This window comes from Sphingobium sp. FW306-1B-F04DB, from assembly GCF_058781925.1.
The window spans coordinates 39,594-57,539 of the sequence record NZ_JBYSXE010000006.1; the positions used below are offsets into that span (position 1 = coordinate 39,594).

The 17,946-nt window shown below is 61.0% G+C and carries 16 protein-coding genes; 8 read left to right on the forward strand and 8 right to left on the reverse strand.

The window, feature by feature from the left end:
* Positions 1-23 precede the first annotated feature (23 nt).
* From pseI to AC3WJD_RS05195, 8 genes are all read right to left on the reverse strand, one after another.
* Entirely contained in the window at positions 24-1,082 is a 1,059-nt protein-coding gene (gene pseI / locus AC3WJD_RS05160; RefSeq protein WP_492745149.1) for a pseudaminic acid synthase, read from the reverse strand.
* The gene (gene pseG, locus AC3WJD_RS05165; RefSeq protein ID WP_492745151.1) at positions 1,072-2,601 is read right to left on the reverse strand and encodes a UDP-2,4-diacetamido-2,4,6-trideoxy-beta-L-altropyranose hydrolase; all 1,530 of its coding nucleotides are present in this window, start codon (positions 2,599-2,601) and stop codon (positions 1,072-1,074) included. Before pseG ends, pseI begins: the two co-directional genes overlap by 11 nt.
* 5 nt (positions 2,602-2,606) lie before the next feature.
* Positions 2,607-4,655, reverse strand: a complete 2,049-nt coding sequence (locus tag AC3WJD_RS05170; protein WP_492745153.1) for an aminotransferase class III-fold pyridoxal phosphate-dependent enzyme — start codon at positions 4,653-4,655, stop codon at positions 2,607-2,609.
* Complete coding sequence (locus AC3WJD_RS05175) at positions 4,652-5,335, reverse strand: class I SAM-dependent methyltransferase (protein ID WP_492745155.1); 684 nt, start codon at positions 5,333-5,335, stop codon at positions 4,652-4,654. The genes AC3WJD_RS05170 and AC3WJD_RS05175 overlap by 4 nt, the downstream gene beginning before the upstream one ends.
* Positions 5,332-6,204: an aldo/keto reductase gene (locus tag AC3WJD_RS05180; RefSeq protein WP_492745157.1), complete on the reverse strand. Its 873-nt coding sequence runs from the start codon at positions 6,202-6,204 to the stop codon at positions 5,332-5,334. Before AC3WJD_RS05180 ends, AC3WJD_RS05175 begins: the two co-directional genes overlap by 4 nt.
* Positions 6,205-6,206: 2 nt before the next feature.
* On the reverse strand, positions 6,207-7,373 hold the full coding sequence (gene pseC / locus AC3WJD_RS05185) for a UDP-4-amino-4,6-dideoxy-N-acetyl-beta-L-altrosamine transaminase (protein WP_492745159.1): 1,167 nt from the start codon (positions 7,371-7,373) through the stop codon (positions 6,207-6,209).
* Entirely contained in the window at positions 7,366-8,373 is a 1,008-nt protein-coding gene (gene pseB, locus AC3WJD_RS05190; RefSeq protein ID WP_492745161.1) for a UDP-N-acetylglucosamine 4,6-dehydratase (inverting), read from the reverse strand. Before pseB ends, pseC begins: the two co-directional genes overlap by 8 nt.
* A 160-nt stretch (positions 8,374-8,533) precedes the next feature.
* Entirely contained in the window at positions 8,534-9,028 is a 495-nt protein-coding gene (locus tag AC3WJD_RS05195) for a MarR family winged helix-turn-helix transcriptional regulator (protein ID WP_492745163.1), read from the reverse strand.
* A 90-nt stretch (positions 9,029-9,118) separates the two neighbouring features.
* On the opposite strand from AC3WJD_RS05195, the gene hppD reads away from it, so the two are divergent.
* From hppD to AC3WJD_RS05235, 8 genes are all read left to right on the forward strand, one after another.
* Positions 9,119-10,201 carry a 4-hydroxyphenylpyruvate dioxygenase gene (gene hppD / locus AC3WJD_RS05200; protein ID WP_492745164.1) on the forward strand — a complete coding sequence of 361 codons (1,083 nt, stop codon included), beginning with the start codon at positions 9,119-9,121 and terminating at the stop codon, positions 10,199-10,201.
* A gap of 73 nt (positions 10,202-10,274) precedes the next feature.
* The gene (gene hmgA / locus AC3WJD_RS05205) at positions 10,275-11,540 is read left to right on the forward strand and encodes a homogentisate 1,2-dioxygenase (RefSeq protein ID WP_492745268.1); all 1,266 of its coding nucleotides are present in this window, start codon (positions 10,275-10,277) and stop codon (positions 11,538-11,540) included.
* 159 nt (positions 11,541-11,699) lie between these two features.
* On the forward strand, positions 11,700-12,623 hold the full coding sequence (gene cysD, locus AC3WJD_RS05210; RefSeq protein WP_492745270.1) for a sulfate adenylyltransferase subunit CysD: 924 nt from the start codon (positions 11,700-11,702) through the stop codon (positions 12,621-12,623).
* Positions 12,623-14,530, forward strand: coding sequence for a sulfate adenylyltransferase subunit CysN (cysN, locus tag AC3WJD_RS05215; RefSeq protein ID WP_492745165.1), 1,908 nt, complete (start codon positions 12,623-12,625; stop codon positions 14,528-14,530). The genes cysD and cysN overlap by 1 nt, the downstream gene beginning before the upstream one ends.
* Complete coding sequence (locus AC3WJD_RS05220; protein ID WP_492745166.1) at positions 14,527-15,264, forward strand: 3'(2'),5'-bisphosphate nucleotidase CysQ; 738 nt, start codon at positions 14,527-14,529, stop codon at positions 15,262-15,264. Before cysN ends, AC3WJD_RS05220 begins: the two co-directional genes overlap by 4 nt.
* 119 nt (positions 15,265-15,383) lie before the next feature.
* The gene (locus AC3WJD_RS05225; RefSeq protein WP_492745167.1) at positions 15,384-16,784 is read left to right on the forward strand and encodes a cytochrome ubiquinol oxidase subunit I; all 1,401 of its coding nucleotides are present in this window, start codon (positions 15,384-15,386) and stop codon (positions 16,782-16,784) included.
* Positions 16,781-17,791, forward strand: coding sequence for a cytochrome d ubiquinol oxidase subunit II (cydB, locus tag AC3WJD_RS05230; RefSeq protein WP_492745168.1), 1,011 nt, complete (start codon positions 16,781-16,783; stop codon positions 17,789-17,791). The genes AC3WJD_RS05225 and cydB overlap by 4 nt, the downstream gene beginning before the upstream one ends.
* Positions 17,791-17,913 carry a DUF2474 domain-containing protein gene (locus AC3WJD_RS05235; protein WP_492745170.1) on the forward strand — a complete coding sequence of 41 codons (123 nt, stop codon included), beginning with the start codon at positions 17,791-17,793 and terminating at the stop codon, positions 17,911-17,913. Before cydB ends, AC3WJD_RS05235 begins: the two co-directional genes overlap by 1 nt.
* Positions 17,914-17,946: the final 33 nt, after the last annotated feature.

Sequence of the window (17,946 nt, forward strand, 5' to 3'; positions counted from 1 at the left end):
CGTCCCTTTTCCAACAACAATGGTCAGCCGATCAGGTCCCAGGACATGGGTGTTCCGCGCATAATATGTCGCGACACGCGCTTGCCATAAAGGCCATCCAGATATTTCGGCGGCAAACCTAAGCCAGGCCGGATCGCGCGAAGATTGTCGGCGTTTAGTTCCTGACCGGGCTCAAGGTCGCGCACAACATAGAGCGAACGCCGAAACACCAGCGAGCTGAGCTCGGCATCGGTCGGACCGTAATTTACCGTGCCAAGCGCCTTAGCGGCCGTGGCGGTCTCGCGGACCAGCGCCGATAGTTCTTCGGCCTCTAGCGAAAATGCGGAATCTACCCCGCCGTCATCGCGGCTCATCGTGACATGCTTTTCGATGACAACTGCTCCAAGAGCAACGCTGGCAACCGCGGCACCAATGCCGAGCGTATGGTCCGAAAGACCCACCTGACACCCAAAAAGCTCTCGCATATGAGGAATCGTCGCTAGGTTCGACGTTTCCGGGCTAGCCGGGTAGTTGCTGGTGCACTTCAGCAAAACAAGATCGCTGCAGCCATGCGCCCGGGCCGTGCGCACCGCTTCGTCGATCTCGGCCACGGTGGCCATTCCTGTCGAAATGATCATCGGCTTGCCTGTAGCCGCCACCTTGGCGATCAACGGCAGATCGATGTTCTCGAACGACGCCACCTTGAAGCACGGAACGTCAAGTTCCATTAGGAAATCCACGGCCGTCACATCGAAGGGCGTCGAGAAACCAATCATACCCAATTCACGGCATCGATCGAAGATCGGTTTGTGCCATTCCCAGGGCGTGTAGGCCTTCTTGTAAAGCGCGTAGAGAGACTCCCCCTTCCACAGGCTCTTTTCGTCGGCGATGAAGAACTCTCCGTCCTCCTTGTCGATCGTCATGGTATCGGCCGTATAGGTCTGCAGCTTCAGCGCCTGCGCCCCCGCTCGCGCCACAACGTCGACGATTTCCATCGCGCGCTCCAGCGACTGATTATGATTGCCCGACATTTCTGCGATGATGAGGGGAGGCTTATGCGGCGCCAGCTCGAATTGGCCAATACGAATGGGTTCAATGTTCATCTGCAAGTCCAAGGCGATAGAGTTGTGAAAATGGTACGTAGCCGGCTTCGACGAACGCCCGATGCGAGGCAATGTTGTCAAACAGAACCTCGGCTTCGATGATTTTGCATTCGCCGCGCCGCGCCCCTAGCCAGCATGAGCCAGCCTTCAATAAGGCGGGACCGATACCGCGGCCAGCCATACCTGGCGCAAGGTAAACGGATATTCTCGCCTTGGGACCTTCGTGATCGAAGCGCAGTACTCCGACCGGCATACCGTTGATTTCGCCCACTAGAAGATCCCGCGACGGATCACCAAGCGTCTCATGAAGCCAACGTTCATGCTGTGCCGGTGAAATGGGGGCTATGGACAGCGAATGCGCGCGAACATGTGGCGCGTTGCGCCACGCAAGTAGATTGGCGCTATCGCCTATAACGGCGTGTCGAAGCGAAACTGCGGGGCGCAGCATCGCGCGCGCGACTCGTTCTGCGCCACCGCCATCCACCAGCGTAGCGCTTGTCATCCCGAGCATCTCGCGCATCCATGAATTGCGAAGCAACATGCGCAGGGCAGCTTCAATGTCCTGGGCACCAACATCCTGAGTGCCGACATAAAAAATAGCGCCTTGCCGGGCCAGCCAGGCGCTGCCAGCCTCTTGATTGGCCGCAAGCGCCACAACCAAGCTGGGAACGCCCAAGCAGGCACGTTCCCAGATAGTTGTTCCGCCTGCTCCGATTGCAACATCTGCCTGCGCCATCAAAGCAGCCATGTCGGTGCCCGATCCATGGACGCAGATCCATTTCCAATTGGCGCACCAGGCAGCCAGGGCTCCCGCATGCGGATTTGAAGCACCGACGACGAGGTCTACCTGAAGATCATCTGCGCCTATGGCAGCCAGAACTTTGAGAATCCTCAGGCTCAGGTTGGGTTTGTCCACCCCGCCAAAATATATCAGGACGCGGCGGGCAGCCGTCGCCCCGACGGGCCGCTTTTTTGCTCGCCAGTCTGCGAAATCCGGTCGAAGCAGAGCGAAGCGTGGGCCCAGCAACTTCCGGCAGGCTTGCGGCACCAGATCATCATAACGCCGGTCGCCATCGGCAACGGCATTCTGATCCAGCAGGATATCGCAGTCGTGAATTCGATCGGCGAGATCGTCGATCACCATCATCTTTTGCGCACTGGACCGAAGCCGCTGCTCCCAGCGGACGTCCAGCGCATAGTGATCGACCACCAGCCACGCGACGGGCTCGCTGTCCCGAACGGCCTGTTCAGTTTCGTCGGCGTCAACACGCCAGTCCACGCCGAGCCACGCTGCATAGGGCGATCCTGCATCGTCCCGAACAGGCGCGACCGGTTCGGCCAATTCCGTGACCGCATGCCCCAGTGCCCGGACATGCTCAATCAGGTTGCCGGGCAGGCGTCTCATAATGAACCGGCACTCGGCACCCGCTTCGACGAGGCGATTGGCAAGCGTCAGGCACCGAACAACATGCCCTGTGCCAATCTCGATCGAGGCATCGACCCGGAACGCAATTTTCATGGCGTCTAGCGTACTTTGAAAAGCGGTTCGAGCGGGTCGCAATGCAGGGCCTGCTCCAACGAGCCCTCGGCGATCACGCGAACCAGTAGGCCAAAAACCTCATCATAGACTGACAACAGGTGGGACAGGTCGGCGTCCGCGTGCGCATAGGACATGTTGTGCGTGCCGTAGGCGAGCACGCCGCGCGCGAACATCTCCTGCATGAACAGTGTCTTCAGCTGCCACAGCGAATAGGGGGCGGCATCTTTGATCGTCAGGAACGACCAGGTCGGGTCGCCGCTGATTGACAGGAAACTGTGGGCTTCGTGCTTGGCGATCAGCGCGGCAACGCCGTCGATGACCTTTTGCCCCTGCCCCCGGAGAGTCTCGATGACTGGCTCGCGCTTAAGTTTCGCGAGCGTCGCACCAGCCGCGGCCAAGGACAACGTCTCGCCGCCGAATGTGAAGGAGAAGAATACCTCTTCCATCAAACGCATGATATCCGCGCGCCCCGCGACTGCGGACAGAGGATATCCGTTGGCGAGGCCTTTGCCGAATGTGGCCAGATCAGGTGTAACGCCGAAGAGTTCCTGCGCGCCGCCGTTCGCAAAGCGGAAGCCGGTGATCGTTTCGTCGAAGATGAGCACGGCTCCGTGCGCGCGAGCCATATCCTGAACTTCCCGCAGGAAGGCAGGGTTAGGATGGGTCACATTCATCGGCTCGAGAATGACCGCCGCAAATTCGCCCGGATGCTCGGCAAAGAGGCGGTGCAACGAACTTGAGTCATTGAAGGTGAAAGGATGAGTCAGATCCCGTGTCGCCTGCGGGACCCCCCTATTCCGCGCAGTGGCACCAATGTACCAATCTTGCCAGCCGTGATAGCCACATACCGCCACTCGGTCCCGGTTCGTGAAGGCCCGCGCAATTCGCACCGCTCCGGCGGTTGCGTCCGATCCGTTTTTGGCGAACCGGACCTTTTCGGCGCACGGAACCATTTCGACGATCGCCTCCGCAACCTCCATTTCGATCCTGTGCGGCAGCGAAAAAATGACACCGTCCTCAAGCTGTGCACGAACAGCAGTCGTGACATCGGGATCATTGTAACCCAGCGTTACGGCGCAGAGGCCGTTGATGAAATCGATATACTCGTTTCCGTCGACGTCCCATACGCGTGAACCCAAGGCGCGATCTATGAAATAAGGCGAGACGCCAAGGGGATATTGCGTGAGGCTCTTGGAAAAGGTCTGTGACGCCAGCGGTATGGTCTTCAACGCGCGATCAAGCAGTGCTTCCGATTTGGCGTAACGCGAGAAATTAGAAATCATTCTGTCTTCCGCCCTTGATTTTGCGTAGCCCTCGTTGCGGCTGTGCGCGATGTTCCAACTGGCAAGTTCGCTCTCTCCGTGAAGAAGGCGAAGTATATCGTCGGTGCTAAATGCCGGATTGATAGGGTAAAGCTTCTCGTAAATCCGCGACACCACTTCATAATCGGCAGCTTCGTCGACGGTCCAGCGTAGATGAGACAGATCAGGAGTGCGCTTTAGGCTGGCGATGCGAAACCGCTCCGGCCGCTGATGGATGAACGAGGTAACGTGCTCACGCTCGGAGGAAAGGCGCGCCTCGTTCCAGGCCAGCTCGAGTACGTCGGACCGGATCACCTCAACGTCCAGCCCGTCCGGATATGTCGGTTCAACTGCGTTGGTGACGTAATCGTAATCGCCGCTGAGCGCCGTCAAAACAGCTTCATCGATCACATCGGGGTCGATTAGCGGACAATCGCCCGTCAACCGGACGATCCAGCTCGCGTCATGTCCCCGCGACGCCTGCACGAAACGGTCTAGTACATCGTCGAGGGATCCACGAAAGCACCCGACGCCAAGGGCCACACAAAGGGCGGCGATTGCATCATCATCCGCCTGATCGCTTGTGGCGACGATCAGATTGTCGATCCGATTCGCACGACGGATGCGCTCGATCTGCCGGGCCAGCATCGGCTGCCCGTACAGCGGCCGCATCACCTTGCCCGGCAAGCGCGTGGACGAAAATCGCGCCTGAAGAATCGCCAAAATGGTCATAGCACTGGGTAGGCGTCGGCGCCTTTGTGCAATATCGCGCAAACGGCGCGGTCCTGATCATCGGCAGGCCCGAGACTGAGGCCATGTTGATCGTGAGAAAATGTCAGTCTGGCAATTTCGCGATAAAGGCCAAGCCCAGAAAAGGTTGAGACATAATCCTGTTTATATGTGAATAGCTCGACATCCTGTCGGTGATGATAGCGCCTGGCGCAGGGACGGTCCGGCAGAAAGTCGGACACCACAAGCAAACCATCCGGCGCCACTAGCCGATCGATCGAAGCCACGGCCTGGGCCAGACGCTGCCGATCGATCCAGTGCAGAACAAAGCTTACAACGACGAGATCGAACTGCTCCTGAAACGGCGGTTCGTGCGCCAAGCCGAACTGGAGGTCAAGTTGCGGAAAGGCGTCCTTCCCCGCCGTGACCGCGTCCCCGCTGGCGTCAAAGCCACAGAGCCGGGAAAGTCCGGCCATCCGGCTTGCCAACCTCGCCAGCCGCCAGCCATTTGCGCAGCCGACATCACAGACTGACCGCATATTGCCAAGACGCCTCGGATCGATCTGATCCAACAATTGCAGAACTACGTCAGGCGTCGTCACACCGTCCAATGCCAACGCATTTCTGCGAAACCATGCGTTTCCTTCGGTCTGCTCAAAAACGTTGTCCTGATCGATGCTCATGCTGCGACTCTCATTCCCTTTGGCCAGAAGCGCGGATCGGTTGCACGAGCATCGGCACAAGCGAATTCGGCCCATGGCAATTCAAAGCAGTCATGCACCGCGTCCAAACAATCGTCGAGCTGTTCCCGCGTTTCGACCCCGATCACCATCATGTCGATCGGCGCCCGCGCCGCAAAGCGGAGCGCCAGCGCCACCGGGCTCTTCCCAAGTTGGCGCGCCGCCTGGTGAAGAGCAGCAAGCGGTTCTCGCAAAGCCGCAAGCGGAGCCGGCAGTTCGGCGGGATCGACAGCCACCAGGCCCTGAGCCAGTATGGATCGCGCCTGAATTCGAATATTGGCGGTCCGAAGGCGGTCAAGCCAATCGGTCCGCAGCCAGTCCTGCGCCAAAATTGAGACCGGCAGCTGGACCCAATCTACGCCTCCTCCGAGCACAGCGTCGATCTCATCGACACCGTAGACTGAGACGCCAAAAGCCCGAATGCGGCCCGCTGATCGCTCACGCTCCGCCCACTCCCTGACGGTCGATGCACGATCATCCCTCAGCCAATCTGATCGATGAAGCAAAAGTATATCGAGCGAGCTTCGACCGAGACGCGCCAAGCTCTTCGTCAGTTCATGCTCGAGGTCGTCCGGATCGCCGCTCGCATCGGCACCGACTTTCGAGCAGATGTGGAAGGCCTCGGTCGCCGCGACTTGGCCAAGCACCCGCTCAGCTTCGCCATAGGCAACGGCCGTATCAATCCAGTTGCATCCACGAATAGTCGCATGGCCGAGAATGGTCTGCACTACGGACGCGCCTACTTGGCCATTTCGATTGGCTACGCCGTAATCGAGCCCGAATTGCGCGGTGCCGATCGCAATCTCTGGCATAATTAATCCCTGCCTGTCACCAGCGCCGAAAGTGTTTGCACGACGCGGTCCTGCTGCGCCTCGGTGAGATCTGCGAACATTGGCAGCGAAATCGCTCGCCGATAATAAGCCTCCGCTACCGGGAAGTCACCCTCGCGGAATCCCAGATTCTGATAGTAGGGCTGAAGGTGCACTGGAATATAATGGACCTGAACGCCTATGCCAGCCTTGCGCAAACCGTCAAAAACGAGCTTCCGCAGCGCAGCCTCCGTCTGAACAACATAAAGGTGCCAAGCGGACACGCTGTCGTCGTGCTGATGCGGGCGCTTGACCGGAACATTTTCCAGCAGCCGGTTATAGCGGCTGGCCAGCGACCTACGGCGACCCAGAAACGTCGGCAGTCGCTGCAGCTGACTTGCACCGAGCGCCGCCTGAAGCTCGGTCATGCGGTAGTTGTAGCCCAAGGCCTGCTGTTCATAATACCAGTCTCCGTCACACGGCATGACGAATTCGCTCGCTTCCTTCGTGATACCGTGCGTTCGAAGTCTAGCGAGGCTTGCAGCAAGCTCCGAATCGTTCGTCACAGCAGCACCGCCTTCACCGGTCGCAATGATCTTTACGGGATGAAAGCTGAAAATCGTGATGTCTACGCCCGGCAGACTGCCCACCAGCTGGCCGCGATAGCTGGAGCCAAACGCGTGTGACGCGTCATCGATCAAAGCGAAGCCATATTGGGACTTAAGTTCGACCAGCGCCGACCAGTTGCAGGGTTGACCTGCAAAGTCCACCGCGGCCACGACGTCCGGCAGTCTCCCAGCATCCTTCGCAGCCTGAAGCTTCTCTTCGAGAGCTGCTACCGAAATCGTGTAGGTCGCCGGGTCAATATCCACAAAATCGACATCGGCGTTGCAGTACCGTGCACAATTTGCCGTGGCTACGAAGGTGTTGGGGACAGTCCAAAGCAGCTTGCCCGGACCCATACCCAGCGCCAGACACGCAATATGAAGCGCGGACGTGGCACTGTTCACAGCGACCGCAAAACGCGCATTGCACAACGCTGCGATGCCCTCCTCGAATTCACCGATCACGGGGCCTTGGGTCAGAAAGTCCGACCGCAACCTCTCAACCACGGCAGCCACATCGCTTTCATCGATGCTCTGCCGACCATAAGGAATGAAGTCGCTAGACATGGAGCTCGGTGCTCACCAACTGCTGCAATTCCGCGATCGTCAGGAAGTGAGGGTTGGCACCACTATGATAACTGAACGAGTCTGAAACCTGAGTTCCTGGATTGCACCCGCTTTCCAGACGGAACTTTTCAATATCCCATAGCGGGGTCGAGGGCAGAATCACGAAATAATCGTCGAACTCGATGGTGCTGAGAGCGTCCGTTGCCGTGATCATTTCCTCATGGAGCTTTTCACCGGGGCGAATACCCACTACGCGCATCTCACAATCGGGGGCCACGGCCGTTGCCACGTCAAGAATCTTGTAAGACGGAATTTTGGGCACGAACAGTTCGCCGCCCCACATGCGCTCGAGACAGGCAAGCACAAAATCAACACCTTGTTGCAGCGTGATGCTGAACCGAGTCATACGCTCGTCGGTAATCGGCAGAGCGCCCGCCTCACGTTGCTGAAGAAAAAAGGGAACAACACTACCCCGGCTGCCAAGAACATTGCCGTAGCGCACCACCGAAAAGCGCACGTCGTGACGGCCAGTATAATTGTTCGCGGCGATGAACAGCTTGTCGGAACAGAGCTTCGTCGCGCCATAAAGATTGATCGGCGCCGCCGCCTTGTCAGTGCTCAGCGCTATGACGCGCTTGACGCCGTTTCGCCTACAGGCATCAATAACGTTCTGGCCGCCTATGACGTTCGTTTTGATTGCCTCAAACGGATTGTACTCCGCGGCAGGAACCTGCTTGAGGGCGGCAGCATGAACCACCACGTCTATGGACTCCATCGCCATTTCAAGCCGATGCAAATCACGAACATCACCGATAAAGAAGCGCAATCTATGCAGATTCGATTTAAATGGCTCCATGGTCGCCATTTCGAATTGCTTTAACTCATCACGACTGAAAACAACGATGCGCTCCACATCAGTGTTATTCAGTATCGTCTCGACAAACCTTTTTCCAAAAGAACCAGTTCCACCAGTTATCAGAATAGATTTAGCATTTAACATAGCTGTACGCGGTCTTTCTCAGAATCTTGTGACGGTCCGGAGTAGCTTTCCATGCAGCTATCGGCGCCAAAGGCATGGGCCTGCTACAACCTGGCAAGGCGAACTACAAGAGATACATCCTTGAAAATAACGGCCACGGATCCGCTCTCGCACGAACTGCCTAGCCAATATCGTCGCTATCTGCCGGGAACCTGCGCCCACCTTCCGCCGCCGCCTCAACCTTTCGCAACAGCATTTCAAGCGTAGAGCGCTCATCAATCGAAAATCCACTCAGCAACGCCCGCTCCATCGCCAGCGCCTCGGGCGCAATCTCCGCATAGAGCCCTCGCCCCTCCGCGGTCAGCGACAGGAAGTGCGATCGCCCGTCCTCGCCATTGGGCGCCGCCGCGACCAGCTCGCGCGCGATCAGCGCCTTCGCCGCCCTGCTGACGTTGATCTTGTCCATCCGCGTCGCCCGCGTCAGCGCCTGCGGGGTCATCCGGTCATGCTCGGCCAGAATCGCGATCAGTCGCCACTCGGTGATCTTCAGATTAAAGCGCTTGCGATAGGTCCTCGCGATGCGACTGCTCACCGCATTGGAAGCCACCGACAGTCGGTAGGGCAGGAAATGGTCGAGCTTCAGCGTTACCGGCGGCTGTTCGTGATCGTCGCGCATGTCGTCGCTTTTACCCCCGCCGCGCGTTGACAGAAGAGGGATTCTGCATGTAGTTGCATTTGAAACTTTCATGACATCGGAGTCGATTCCATGGCCACCCCCGTCACCCCGCACGACAACCCGCTCGGCCTGGACGGTTTCGAGTTCGTCGAGTTCACCGGCCCCGATCCCGAGGCGCTCGCCGGGCTGCTGACCGCGATGGGCTTCACGCATGTCGCGACGCACAAGACCAAGAATGTCCGCCGCTATGCGCAGGGCGACATCAATTTCCTGCTCAACATGGAGCCCAGTGGCCAGGTCGCCGAGTTCCGCGAACAGCATGGCCCATCGGCCAATGCGATGGCGTTCCGCGTGGCTGATGCCGACAGGGCGCTCAAGCTTGCGGTCGAGCGCGGCGCGATCGAGGTCAAGGCCGAGCGCGGCCCCGGCGAGCTCGATATCCCCGCGATCGAGGGGATCGGCGGCGCCAATCTGTACCTGGTCGACAAATATGGCGACGAGACGATCTACGACACCGATTTCGAGCCTGTTCCGGGCGCGGGCGTCAACGACAACAGCGTCGGCCTCCACACGCTAGACCACCTGACGCACAATCTGAAGCGCGGCCGGATGAACTATTGGGCCGACTATTACGAACGCATCTTCAACTTCCGCGAGATCCGCTATTTCGACATCGAGGGCAAGCAGACCGCGCTCGTCTCCAAGGCGATGACCGCGCCCGACGACAAGATCCGCATTCCCTTGAACGAAAGCCAGGACGAACATTCGCAGATCGAGGAATTCATCAAGGATTACAAAGGCGAAGGCATCCAGCACCTCGCGCTCGCCACCGACAATATCTTCGAGACGGTCGACAGACTGCGTGCAAACGGCATCCGCTTCCAGGACACGATCGACACCTATTTCGACCTGATCGACAAGCGCCTGCCCGGCCACGGCCATGACGTGGAGCAGATGCGGAAGCGCAAGATCCTGATCGACGGCTCGCCCGAGACGGGCGAAGGTCTGCTGCTCCAGATCTTCACTGAGAACATGGTCGGCCCGATCTTCTTCGAGATCATCCAGCGCAAGGGCAACCAGGGCTTCGGCGAGGGCAATTTCAAAGCGCTGTTCGAATCGATCGAACTCGACCAGATTCGCCGCGGCGTGCTTCCCGCGAAGGAAGAGGCATAATAGGTTTGGAGAGGGGAGCGCTAGAATGCTGCAACAGGTTCAGCGCGACACCGTGAACGCCGAAGCCGGATATATGTCCGGCTTCGGCAACCACTTTGCGACCGAGGCGGTGGCGGGCGCCCTGCCCGAGGGCCAGAACTCACCGCAAAAGACGCCGTTCGGCCTTTATGCCGAGCAGCTTTCGGGCAGCGCCTTCACCGCGCCCCGTGGCGAGAACCGGCGGAGCTGGCTCTACCGGCTGCGACCTTCGGCCAATCACCCGCCATACAAGCCTTATGGCGCGCCGCGCGAGCCCGAGCAGTCCGCCCTGCCGCCGAGCCCCAATCGGCTGCGCTGGGATCCGCAGGCTTATCCGGAAGACCTGGTCGATTTCATCGACGGCCTTCTCCGCTGGGCGGGCAACGGCAGCCCCCTCGAACAGATCGGCGCCAGCATCCATCTCTATGTGGCAACGGCGTCGATGGAGCGCCGCTGCTTCTACAGCGCCGATGGCGAGATGCTCATCGTTCCGCAGGAAGGCGCGCTCCGGCTCGTCACCGAAATGGGGGTGATCGAGGCGAAACCCGGCGAGGTTGCGCTGATACCCCGTGGCGTGCGTTTTCGCGTCGAGCTGATCGACGGCCACGCGCGCGGCTATATCTGCGAGAACCATGGGAGCCATTTCCGGCTTCCCGATCTGGGGCCGATCGGCTCCAACGGACTCGCAAACCCGCGGGACTTCCAGACGCCGGTCGCCGCCTTCGAGGATGTGGACGAGCCCACCGAAGTGATCCAGCGCTATGCCGGCAACCTCTGGGCGACGACTTTCGATCACTCGCCGCTAGACGTCGTCGCCTGGCACGGCAATCTTGCGCCGCTGAAATACGACCTCGCGCGCTTCAACACGATGAACACGGTCAGCTACGACCATCCCGATCCGTCGATTTTCACCGTGCTCACCTCCCCCAGCGACACGCCAGGCACCGCCAATTGCGATTTCGTGATCTTCCCGCCGCGCTGGATAGTCGCCGAACACAGCTTCCGCCCGCCCTGGTTCCACCGCAACGTGATGAGCGAGTTCATGGGACTGATCCACGGCGCCTATGACGCCAAGGCCGGGGGCTTCGCGCCCGGCGGCGCATCCCTGCACAACTGCATGTCCGGCCATGGACCCGACCAGGCGAGCTATGACGGCGCGGTCAAGGCCGACCTCAAGCCGTACAAGATCGACAACACCATGGCCTTCATGTTCGAGACGCGGCTGCCGATTCTGCCCAGCATCGCGGCAATGCAGTCGCCGACATGCCAGCTCGACTATGACGATTGTTGGACGGGGTTCGAAAAGGCCAAGCTGCCCTGATGCAGGTGCCTGTCACGCCACATCGGCGGATGGACCCGGCAACCACCACTTTCGCGCCCGCAACTAATCCTCGCTTCGCATTTTGCGGCGCCCCCCTATTTCGGGGTAGCCCAACGCCGTGCTTGCACGCGATGCAAGGGCGTTCAACTCTGGGTGGCGATGACAGGTGAAGGCGTGACCTCCAAGACACTTACCCATCTCGAGCGTCTCGAGGCGGAGAGCATCCATATCATGCGCGAAGTCGTCGCGGAGGCCGAACGCCCCGTGATGCTCTACAGCGTCGGCAAGGATTCGGCGGTGATGCTGCATCTGGCGCGCAAGGCCTTCTACCCCTCGCCGCCGCCCTTCCCGCTGCTGCACGTCGACACGACCTGGAAGTTCCAGGACATGTACCGGCTACGCGACCGCATGGCGGCGGAAAGCGGCATGGAGTTGCTCGTCTATCAGAACCCCGAGGCGAAGGCGCGCGGGATCAACCCGTTCGATCACGGCCCGCTCCACACCGACATGTGGAAGACCGAGGGACTGAAGCAGGCGCTCGACCATTATGGCTTCGACGCGGCCTTTGGCGGGGCCAGGCGCGACGAAGAAAAGAGCCGCGCCAAGGAGCGCGTGTTCTCGTTCCGCTCGGCCAATCATCGCTGGGATCCCAAGAATCAGCGGCCCGAGCTCTGGCGCCTCTACAACGCAAAAAAGGCGAAGGGCGAAAGCATCCGCGTCTTCCCGATCTCCAACTGGACCGAGCTCGACATCTGGCAATATATCCAGTTGAACGACATCCCGATCGTGCCGCTCTATTTCTCGGCGCCGCGCCCGACCGTCGAGCGCGACGGGCTGCTCCTCATGGTCGACGACGAACGCTTCCCGCTGAAGGAAGGCGAGGTTCCCGTCGAACGCTCGATCCGATTCCGCACGCTCGGTTGCTATCCGCTTACCGGTGCGGTCGAGAGCGCGGCATCAACGCTTTCCGAGGTGATCCAGGAGATGCTGCTCACCACCACCTCAGAACGTCAGGGGCGCGCGATCGACAAGGATGCGGGTGACGCGAGCATGGAGAAGAAGAAGCAGGAGGGGTATTTCTGATGGCGGACGCATCCTCCTACAAGGCCGATGCGCTCATCGCCGAGGACATCCATGCCTATCTGGCGCAGCACCAGAACAAGTCGCTGCTGCGCTTCATCACCTGCGGCAGTGTCGATGACGGCAAATCCACGCTGATCGGGCGGCTGCTTTATGACTCGAAGATGATCTTCGAGGATCAGCTCGCCGCGCTCGAGGCGGATTCGAGGCGCGTCGGCACGCAGGGGCAGGAGATCGATTTCGCGCTGCTCATCGACGGCCTTGCCGCCGAGCGCGAACAGGGCATCACGATCGACGTCGCCTACCGCTTCTTCGCGACCGAAAAACGCAAGTTCATCGTCGCTGACACGCCGGGGCACGAGCAATATACGCGTAACATGGTGACGGGCGCCTCGACCGCCGACCTCGCGGTCATCCTGATCGACGCACGCAAGGGCGTGCTCACCCAGACCCGGCGCCACAGCTACCTCGCCCACCTGATCGGCATCCGCAACATCGTGCTCGCGGTCAACAAGATGGATCTGGTCGATTACGACCGCGCGGTCTTCGATGCGATCGTCAGGGATTACCGCGAATTCGCAACCAGCATCGGCATCGCCGATTTCACCGCAATCCCGATCTCGGGCATCAGGGGCGACAACATCACAACTGCCCCCTCGGCCAGCACGCCCTGGTACGGCGGACCGTCGCTGATCGCGCATCTCGATACGGTCCCGGTCGATGCAACGATCGATCAGGCCAAGCCCTTCCGCATGCCCGTCCAGTGGGTGAACCGGCCCAATCTCGACTTCCGCGGCTTTTCCGGGCTGATCGCGAGCGGCACCGTGAGGCCGGGCGACACGATCCGCGTCATTCCCTCAGGCAAAACTTCGACCGTTGCGCGCATTGTCACCATGGAAGGCGATCTCGACGAGGCGGTCGCCGGCCAGTCGGTGACGCTGACGCTGGCCGACGAGATCGACTGCTCGCGCGGCGACGTCATCGCGACCGCGGAAAACCCGCCCCAGGCCGCCGACCAGTTCGAAGCGACGATCGTCTGGATGGCCGATGAGGAGATGCTTCCCGGCCGCCCCTATTGGCTCAAGCTCGGCACCCAGACGGTGACCGCGAGCGTTCAGCACCCCAAATATCAGGTCAACGTCAACACGCTCGAGCATCTCGCCGCCAAGACGCTCGACCTCAACGCCATCGGCGTCGCCAACCTCTCGACCGACAAGCCGCTCGTGTTCGAGTCCTATGAGGCCAATCACGATCTTGGTGGCTTCGTCCTGATCGACAAGCTGACCAATGCCACGGTGGCGGCGGGCATGATCCACTTCGCGCTCCGCCGAGCCGAGAACGTCCATTGGCAGGCGATCGACATCACCCGCGAGAACCACGCCAGCCTCAAGAACCAGAAGGCCGCGGTGCTGTGGTTCACCGGGCTTTCGGGCGCGGGCAAGTCGACGATCGCCAATCTCGTCCAGAAGCGGCTGCACCGGATGAACCGGCACACCTATCTTCTCGACGGTGACAATGTTCGCCACGGGCTGAACAAGGACCTTGGCTTCACCGATGCTGATCGCGTCGAGAATATCCGGCGTGTCGGCGAGGTCGCGAAGCTCATGGCCGATGCCGGTCTGATCGTGATAACCGCCTTCATCTCACCCTTCCGATCAGAACGGCGGATGGTGCGCGACATGATGCCCGCCGGCGAATTCATCGAGGTGCATATCGATACCCCGCTCGCCGAAGCCGAGGCACGCGACGTCAAGGGCCTTTACAAGAAGGCGCGTGCGGGCAAGCTCAAGAACTTCACGGGCATCGACAGCCCCTATGAGGCACCCGAAAACGCGGAAATCCGCATCGACACGACGAAGATGACGCCGGATCAGGCCGCCGAACTGATCGTGGAAAGGCTGCTCGGGTGAACGACGCGCTGCTCGCCCATCAACTCGCCGAACAGGCCGGCGCGCTGCTGCTGCAGCTTCGCGCCGCGCGGCCCGCGGGCGGCAAGGAATTGGGCAAGGAAGGCGACCGCGCCGCCAACTGCTTCATCCTCGATCGGCTGCGCGCCGAACGCGCCGGCGACGCGATCCTGTCAGAGGAGGAAAAGGACAATGTCGCCCGCTGCGCGGTCAGCCGCGTATGGGTAATCGACCCCCTCGACGGCACGCGCGAATATTCGGAAGGCCGCAACGACTGGGCGGTCCATGTTGCGCTTGCCGTGAATGGCGTGCCAACGGTGGGCGCAGTGGCGCTGCCGGGGCTGGGCCTTACGCTCGCATCCGACGCCCCCCCCACGCTCTGCCCCGAGGCCCGGCCGCTACGCATGCTCGTCAGCCGCACCCGCCCCGCGGCCGAGGCAGTGTCGATCGCCGAGAGCCTCGGCGCGGCGCTCGTGCCGATGGGCTCGGCGGGTGCCAAGGCAATGGCGGTGGTGCGCGGCGAAGCCGATATCTATCTGCACACCGGCGGCCAGTATGAATGGGACAATTGCGCGCCCGCGGCCGTCGCGCTCGCCGCGGGTCTCCACGTCTCGCGCATCGACGGCAGCCCGCTCGTCTACAACTGCGAGAACCCGTACCTGCCCGACCTGCTCATCTGCCATCGCGAGCGTGCCGCCGAGATTCTTCACCTGGTCGCGGGCTGTACCACCCCCTGAGACATTTTGCCTCAGCGCCAGCCTCTTGAGATCGTGCGGTCAAAGGCGCATTAGCGTCGGGCGAGGGCCAAGCCCTTCGATCCCCGACGAACCGGGGACCGTCCTTCAAGGGGATGGCTATGTTCGACAATGCCGACGCACTGCTGCTCGCACGCATCCAGTTCGCCTTCACGGTCAGCTTTCACTTCATCTTCCCCTCCTTCTCGATAGGGCTCGCCAGCTATCTCGCGGTGCTCGAAGGGCTGTGGCTCCGGACGGGCAAGACGCTCTATCTCGACCTGTTCAAATACTGGATGAAGATCTTCGCGGTCGCCTTCGCCATGGGCGTCGTCTCGGGTATCGTCATGTCCTATCAGTTCGGCACCAACTGGTCGGTATTCTCTGACAAGGCCGGTGGCGTGATCGGGCCGCTCATGGCCTATGAGGTGCTGACGGCCTTCTTCCTCGAGGCGGGGTTCCTCGGCGTCATGCTTTTCGGGATGAAAAAGGTCGGCAAGGGTCTGCACTTCACCGCGACGCTGATGGTGGCGCTAGGCACCTTCATCTCCGCCTTCTGGATCCTTTCGGCCAATAGCTGGATGCAGACGCCCGTCGGGCACGAGATCAACGCTGCGGGCCAGTTCGTTCCCGGCGAAAGCTGGTGGGTGATCATCTTCAATCCCAGCTTCCCCTATCGCCTCGTCCACACCGTGATCGCGGCCTATCTCACCACTGCGCTCGTCGTGGGCGGCGTCGGCGCCTGGCACCTGCTGCGCGACCGGACCAACGCGCATGCGCGCAAGATGTTCTCGATGGCGATGTGGATGGCCGCGCTCGTAGCCCCCGTCCAAGTCCTCGTCGGCGATCAGCACGGGCTCAACACGCTCGAGCATCAGCCGGTGAAGATCATGGCGATGGAGGGCCATTATGAGAGCCACCCGGAGGGGGCGCCTCTCTACCTGTTCGGCATCCCCAATCCGGATCAGAAACGCCTCGATTGGGCGATCGAAATTCCGAAGCTCGGCTCGCTCATCCTGAAGCACGATCCGGACGCGCCGCTGGCGGGGCTGGATACGGTTCCCGACGACAAGGAACCGCCTGTCAGCATCATTTTCTGGTCGTTCCGGATCATGGTGGGGATCGGGACGCTCATGCTCGCGCTCGGGCTGTGGAGCCTTGTCGCGCGCTGGCGCAAGTCGCTCTACGACTGGCCGCTGCTCCACCGCTTCGCGCTCCTGATGGCGCCGTCGGGCTTCGTCGCGGTGATCGCGGGCTGGGTCACGACCGAGGTCGGTCGCCAACCCTATACCGTCTATGGATTGCTCCGCACCGCAGACTCGGTGTCACCGCTTGCCGCACCCGCTGTCGCGACTTCGCTTATCGCCTTCGTGGTCGTCTATTTCGCGGTGTTCGGCATCGGCACCTGGTACATCCTGAAGCTGATGCACAAGCCGCCGCACACCGACGAGGAACCGCTCGAGGCCGCGCCCATCCGGACCGCCGGCATCACCCCCGCAAGCTCGGTGGAGGCAGCGTCATGAGCGACGTCAATTTCGATCTCGCCACGATCTGGGCCTTCATCATCGCCTTCGGCGTCTTCGCCTATGTCGTGATGGACGGCTTCGATCTCGGCATCGGCATCCTCTTCCCGGTGTTCGGGGTGGGGACCGAGCGCGATACCGCGATGAATTCGGTCGCGCCCGTCTGGGACGGCAACGAGACCTGGCTCGTGCTCGGCGGCGGCGGCCTCATGGCCGCCTTCCCGCTCGCCTATGCGATCGTCATGCCCGCACTCTACCCCCCCATCATCGCGATGCTGCTCGGGCTCATCTTTCGCGGCGTCGCCTTCGAGTTCCGCTGGCGTGATCCGGGTCACCGCGCCTTCTGGGATTTCGCCTTCACCGCGGGTTCCTTTACCGCCGCACTGGCGCAGGGGATCACGCTCGGCGCGCTGCTGCAGGGCATCACTGTGGTCGATCGCGCCTATGCGGGCGGCTGGCTCGACTGGCTCACCCCCTTCAGCCTCCTGACCGGGATTAGCGTCGCGATCGGCTATGCGCTGCTCGGTGCCACCTGGCTCATCATGAAGACCGAGGGCGCGGTGCAGGCGCATGTCTGGCGGCTCGCCTGGATCCTCGGTCCCGCCACGCTGATTGCCATCGCTGCGGTCAGCCTCGCCACGCCCTTTCTTGGTTCAACCTACTGGCAGCGCTGGTTCGAAATGCCCAATGTGCTGTTCGCGGCGCAGGTACCCCTGCTCGTCGCGATTGCCTCGGTGCTCTTCCTCATCGCACTGCGCAAGAGATGGGAACGCGCGCCCTTCCTGATCGCGCTCTTCATCTTTCTGCTGTGCTTTGTCGGGCTCGGGATCAGCATGTTCCCCTATGTCGTGCCTGGCAGCGTGACGATCTGGGATGCCGCCGCGTCCGAGCGCAGCCAGATTTTCATGCTGATCGGCGCGGGGCTGATGATCCCGCTGATCCTAGCCTATACCGGATGGTCCTACTGGGTCTTCCGCGGCAAGGTCGCCCATGAGGGCTATCATTGATGGACAGCGAAGTCCCCGCCCCGCTGTGGAAGCGCCTCGGTTGGATGGTGCTGATCTGGGCGAGCAGCGTTGCAGCACTCGGCCTCGTGGCAATGCTGATCCGGCTCTGGCTCAGATGGTAGCAGGCAATAAAAAACCCCGCATCTCGGCGGTTT

Excerpts from the sequence above, each read along its gene's own strand:
- pseI (WP_492745149.1), bottom strand. The coding sequence starts at position 1,082 with ATGAACATTGAACCCATTCGTATTGGCCAATTCGAGCTGGCGCCGCAT.
- pseG (WP_492745151.1), bottom strand. The coding sequence starts at position 2,601 with ATGAAAATTGCGTTCCGGGTCGATGCCTCGATCGAGATTGGCACAGGG.
- AC3WJD_RS05170 (WP_492745153.1), bottom strand. The coding sequence starts at position 4,655 with ATGACCATTTTGGCGATTCTTCAGGCGCGATTTTCGTCCACGCGCTTG.
- AC3WJD_RS05175 (WP_492745155.1), bottom strand. The coding sequence starts at position 5,335 with ATGAGCATCGATCAGGACAACGTTTTTGAGCAGACCGAAGGAAACGCA.
- AC3WJD_RS05180 (WP_492745157.1), bottom strand. The coding sequence starts at position 6,204 with ATGCCAGAGATTGCGATCGGCACCGCGCAATTCGGGCTCGATTACGGC.
- pseC (WP_492745159.1), bottom strand. The coding sequence starts at position 7,373 with ATGTCTAGCGACTTCATTCCTTATGGTCGGCAGAGCATCGATGAAAGC.
- pseB (WP_492745161.1), bottom strand. The coding sequence starts at position 8,373 with ATGTTAAATGCTAAATCTATTCTGATAACTGGTGGAACTGGTTCTTTT.
- AC3WJD_RS05195 (WP_492745163.1), bottom strand. The coding sequence starts at position 9,028 with ATGCGCGACGATCACGAACAGCCGCCGGTAACGCTGAAGCTCGACCAT.
- hppD (WP_492745164.1), top strand. The coding sequence starts at position 9,119 with ATGGCCACCCCCGTCACCCCGCACGACAACCCGCTCGGCCTGGACGGT.
- hmgA (WP_492745268.1), top strand. The coding sequence starts at position 10,275 with ATGTCCGGCTTCGGCAACCACTTTGCGACCGAGGCGGTGGCGGGCGCC.
- cysD (WP_492745270.1), top strand. The coding sequence starts at position 11,700 with ATGACAGGTGAAGGCGTGACCTCCAAGACACTTACCCATCTCGAGCGT.
- cysN (WP_492745165.1), top strand. The coding sequence starts at position 12,623 with ATGGCGGACGCATCCTCCTACAAGGCCGATGCGCTCATCGCCGAGGAC.
- AC3WJD_RS05225 (WP_492745167.1), top strand. The coding sequence starts at position 15,384 with ATGTTCGACAATGCCGACGCACTGCTGCTCGCACGCATCCAGTTCGCC.
- cydB (WP_492745168.1), top strand. The coding sequence starts at position 16,781 with ATGAGCGACGTCAATTTCGATCTCGCCACGATCTGGGCCTTCATCATC.
- AC3WJD_RS05235 (WP_492745170.1), top strand. The coding sequence starts at position 17,791 with ATGGACAGCGAAGTCCCCGCCCCGCTGTGGAAGCGCCTCGGTTGGATG.